Origin of the sequence: Patulibacter medicamentivorans, from assembly GCF_000240225.1 — a bacterium.
Lineage (GTDB): Bacteria > Actinomycetota > Thermoleophilia > Solirubrobacterales > Solirubrobacteraceae > Patulibacter > Patulibacter medicamentivorans.
On record NZ_AGUD01000103.1, the window covers coordinates 1 to 4,277 of the forward strand.

Below are 4,277 nucleotides of genomic sequence, written 5' to 3' on the forward strand. Positions count from 1 at the left end.
CGCCCGCGAGCGATCCGGCGATCGACCCGCGCCCGCGCCCGCTCCAGCGCCCGACGACCGGCCAGCGGATCGACCACGCGCAGCACCGCCCGCTCGCCCTTCAGCGCGCGCACGACCCGGCGGACGTGGGCGCGCGAGCCGCGAGCGTCGCGCCGGACGTCGCCGGGAGCGCGCACGACGACCACCGCGGGGTAGCTGGCCGCCCCCAGCTCGCGGTGCTGCTGGCGCTCGATCGCGTCGGCCGCGAGCCGGGCCGGCGCGGCCGGATCCTGGAAGTCGTCGCCGGTGGCGCCCAGCTGGCCGATCACCGGCACGCCGTAGCCGACGCCGATCGCCACCAGCAGGACGGCGGCGACGACGATCGCCCGTGGTCGGGCGAGCAGCAGGTGGACCAGGCGGCGGATCGTCGGTCCCGTCAGCGCGCCGGTCCGGGGTCCCCGAGCACCCGCGCCGCGACCGCCAGCGCGTCGTGGACCGCGCCGACGTCGTGGACCCGGAACACCCGGGCCCCGGCGGCCAGCGCCAGGACGTTGGTCGCGATCGTCCCGGCCAGCCGCTGGCGGGGGTCGTCTCGGCCGGTGATCCGCCCGAGGAAGCTCTTGCGCGAGGTCCCGATCACGACCCGCGGGCCGATCGCCACGATCTCGTCGAGCCGCCGCAGCAGCTCGAGGTTGTGCTCGAGCGTCTTGCCGAAGCCGATCCCCGGGTCGAGGTCGATCCGCTCCTCCGGGACCCCGGCGGCGACCGTCGCCGCGAGCTGCCGCTCGAGGAACGCCCGCACGTCGTCGACCACGTCGTCGTACCGCGGCGCCTGCTGCATCGTCCGTGGCTCGCCCCGCATGTGCATCAGGCAGCAGCGCGCCCCGCGGTCGGCGACCAGCGCCGCCATCTCGGGGTCGTGGCGCAGGCCGCTGACGTCGTTGACGTAGGCCGCGCCCGCGTCGAGCGCGGCGGCGGCCACCGCCGCCTTGGTGGTGTCGACCGACAGCGTCAGGGCCGGCAGCGCCGCCGACAGGCCCTCGATCACCGGCACGACCCGGCGCAGCTCCTCGCGCTCGTCGACGGCGGCGGCTCCCGGCCGGGTCGACTCGCCGCCGACGTCGAGGATCGTCGCCCCCGCCGCGGCCAGCTCGAGCCCGTGGCGAACGGCGGCGTCGCGGTCGTACCACTCGCCCCCGTCGCTGAACGAGTCCGGAGTGACGTTGACGATCCCCATCACGGCGAACGGCGCAGGCATCGCCGGGAGGGTACGCCCAGAACGACCGACGGCGGCCCGTGGGCCGCCGTCGTCGAGTCTCGTTGGTGCCGCCGGCTACGCCAGCTGGGGGCCCGCCGGACCGTCGCCACCGCTCATCGCGGTGCCGAGGCCGGGACGCGGCAGCGGCCTTGGGGCCGGACGCTCGGTGCGCTCCTCGTCGGTCGACGGCGCGCCCGGGGGCAGCGACGGCGGCTCGTCGTGGAAGACGTCGTCCTCGTGGCGACCGTCGAGCAGCGCCAGGAACTCGTCGCGCTCGATCGTCTCGCGCCGGATCAGGATCTCCGAGATCCGGTTGAGCAGCTCGCGGTGCTCGGTCAGGAGGTCGGTGGCGCGCTGGTGCGCGTCCTCGACGATCCGCCGGATCTCGTCGTCGATCTCGCGGGCGATCTCGTCGGAGTAGTCGGGCTCCGAGTTGAACTCGCGGCCGAGGAACGGCTGGCCGTGGTCGTGGCCGAAGACGCGCGGCCCGAGCCGCTCGCTCATGCCGAACCGCATCACCATCTGCTTGGCGGTGGCGGTGACCTTCTCGAGGTCGTTCGAGGCGCCGGTGGTGATCTCGCCGAAGACGATCTCCTCCGCCGCGCGGCCGCCGAGCGTCATCGCCATCTGGTCGAGCAGCTGGGCGCGCGTGGTGAGGAACTTGTCCTCGGACGGCATCGAGATCGTGTAGCCGAGAGCCTGGCCGCGACCGACGACCGAGATCTTGTGGACCGGATCCGCGTTCTCCAGGAAGTGGCCCACGAACGCGTGGCCCATCTCGTGGTACGCGGTGATCTCGCGCTCCTTCTCGGTCATCACGCGGGTCTTCTTCTCCGGCCCCGCGATCACGCGCATGATGCCCTCTTCGAGCTCGTGCTGGGTGATCTGCTTCTTGCCGGAGCGAGCCGCGAGCAGCGCCGCCTCGTTGACGAGGTTGGCCAGGTCGGCGCCGGTGAAGCCCGGGGTCTGGCCGGCCAGGGCCTCGATCTCGATGTCGCCGGCCAGCGGCTTGCCGCGGGTGTGGACCTCGAGGATCTTCGCGCGGCCCTTGCGGTCCGGGCGGTCGACGACGATCTGGCGGTCGAAGCGGCCCGGGCGCAGCAGCGCCGGGTCGAGGATGTCCGGGCGGTTGGTGGCGGCGATGAGGATGATGTTGTCCGTCATCGTGAAGCCGTCCATCTCCACCAGGAGCTGGTTCAGCGTCTGCTCGCGCTCGTCGTGACCGCCGCCCATGCCGGCGCCGCGGTGGCGACCGACGGCGTCGATCTCGTCCATGAAGATGATGCAGGGCGAGTTCTGCTTGGCCTGCTCGAAGAGGTCGCGGACGCGGCTGGCGCCGACGCCGACGAACATCTCGACGAAGTCCGAGCCGGAGATCGAGAAGAACGGGACGCCCGCCTCGCCCGCGACGGCGCGAGCGAGCAGCGTCTTGCCGGTGCCCGGAGGGCCGAAGAGCAGCACGCCCTTCGGGATCCGGGCGCCGAGCGCCTGGAACTTCTTCGGGTTCTCGAGGAACTCCTTGATCTCGTGCAGCTCCTCGACCGCCTCGTCGGCGCCGGCGACGTCGCGGAAGGTGATCTTCGGCGAGTCGACCGAGAGCCGCTTGGCCTTCGACTTGCCGAACTGCATGACCTTGGAGCCGCCACCCTGGACCTGATTCATGATCAGGAACCAGAGGCCGAGGAAGAGGATGAAGGGGATCGCGTAGGCGAGGATCTGCCAGAGACCCGAAGTGCGCGACGACTTGATGTCGTACTTCGTGATCTTCTTCTCCTGCGCCGCGGCAGCGAGCTGCGACTCCAGCTGCGAGCCGTAGTCGGGGATGTAGCCCACCTGGTACGTCTTGTCGTTCTTCAGGTAGACCTTGATCGAGTTGTCCTTGGTCTGGACGACGACTCGGTCGATCTCGCTGTTGTCCAGCTGGGTCTGGAACTCGCTGAAGGTGGCCTTCACCGTCGACTCGCTCGTGAACAGTCGCTGGGCGAAGAACGCCAGCAACAGCACGATGAGGATGGGAAACAGTGCGCTCTTGAAGAACCGGCTCATGTGGTGTGCCGGCCCCGTTCCCATCGGATCGACGGAAGCACGGGGTCGGAGACGAAGCGTAGCAACGGCGCTGTAACCGCCTCGCCGGGTGGGTGTTGCGACTCCGTTACGCCTCGGGCGGCGGGCCCCCGGACCGGGTCCGCGGATGGCCCTCCGGAGGCGCCGCGGCGTCAGTCGGCGGCGGCCACCGCGGCGGCGGTCAGCGCCGCCACGTAGGGCAGGTTGCGGTAGCGCTGGGCCAGGTCCAGCCCGTAGCCGACGGCGTAGCGGTCGGGCAGCTCGAAGCCGGTGTAGCGGATCGGCAGGTCGACCTCGCGGCGGCTGGGCTTGGTCAGCAGCGAGCAGACCTCGAGCGACGCGGGGTTGCGCGAGCGGAGGTTGCGCAGCAGGTACTGGAGCGTCAGGCCGGAGTCGATGATGTCCTCGACGATCAGCACGTGCTGGCCCTCGATCGGCTTGTCGAGGTCCTTGAGGATCCGCACGACGCCGCTCGACCGGGTCGCCGAGCCGTACGAGGAGACGGCCATGAAGTCGACCTGGCAGGGGATCGTCAGCTCGCGCATCAGGTCGGCGACGAACAGCACCGCGCCCTTGAGCACGCAGACCAGCAGGATCTCGCGGCCCTCGTAGTCGCGGCTGATCTCGGCGCCGATGTCGGCCACCCGCCGCTGGAGGTCGTCCGACTGGATCAGGATCTCGCCGATGTTCGGGTCGCGCACGGACCCGAGTCTACGAGGCCAACGGCTCGCACCACGTCCGCTCGGCCGTCGCCACCACCCGCACGCCGTCACCGACGTCGAGCGCCGCGCGGCCGCGGCGGCGCGGGTCGAGGGCCAGGACCTCCTCCAGCCGCCGCTCGATCCGGGAGCAGGGACGGCCGACCGCGTCCTCGGCGATCCGCCGCAGCGCGCGACGGGCGACCGCGACCGGCGCCGCGGCCAGCGCCGCGGTCGCGATGCCCTCCCCCGGGTCGCCGTCGACCAGCGCGGCGGCG

General features: G+C 71.8%; 5 protein-coding genes. All 5 read right to left on the reverse strand.

What is annotated here, in order from left to right:
- Positions 1-338 (reverse strand): hypothetical protein (locus PAI11_RS08755; RefSeq protein WP_040599397.1); only part of this gene is annotated, 338 nt, incomplete at its 3' end.
- A 77-nt stretch (positions 339-415) separates the two neighbouring features.
- The gene (gene folP, locus PAI11_RS08760; protein WP_007573231.1) at positions 416-1,237 is read right to left on the reverse strand and encodes a dihydropteroate synthase; all 822 of its coding nucleotides are present in this window, start codon (positions 1,235-1,237) and stop codon (positions 416-418) included.
- 75 nt (positions 1,238-1,312) lie between these two features.
- Complete coding sequence (gene ftsH, locus PAI11_RS08765) at positions 1,313-3,283, reverse strand: ATP-dependent zinc metalloprotease FtsH (RefSeq protein WP_007573233.1); 1,971 nt, start codon at positions 3,281-3,283, stop codon at positions 1,313-1,315.
- 170 nt (positions 3,284-3,453) lie between these two features.
- A complete protein-coding gene (hpt, locus tag PAI11_RS08770) occupies positions 3,454-4,002 on the reverse strand; it encodes a hypoxanthine phosphoribosyltransferase (RefSeq protein WP_007573236.1) in 549 nt (182 codons plus the stop codon).
- A 10-nt stretch (positions 4,003-4,012) separates the two neighbouring features.
- Positions 4,013-4,277 (reverse strand): hypothetical protein (locus tag PAI11_RS26985; RefSeq protein WP_040599399.1); only part of this gene is annotated, 265 nt, incomplete at its 5' end.

Bases quoted from the DNA above. Each gene is read 5' to 3' on its own strand.
- folP (WP_007573231.1), bottom strand. From the start codon at position 1,237: ATGCCTGCGCCGTTCGCCGTGATGGGGATCGTCAACGTCACTCCGGAC.
- ftsH (WP_007573233.1), bottom strand. From the start codon at position 3,283: ATGAGCCGGTTCTTCAAGAGCGCACTGTTTCCCATCCTCATCGTGCTG.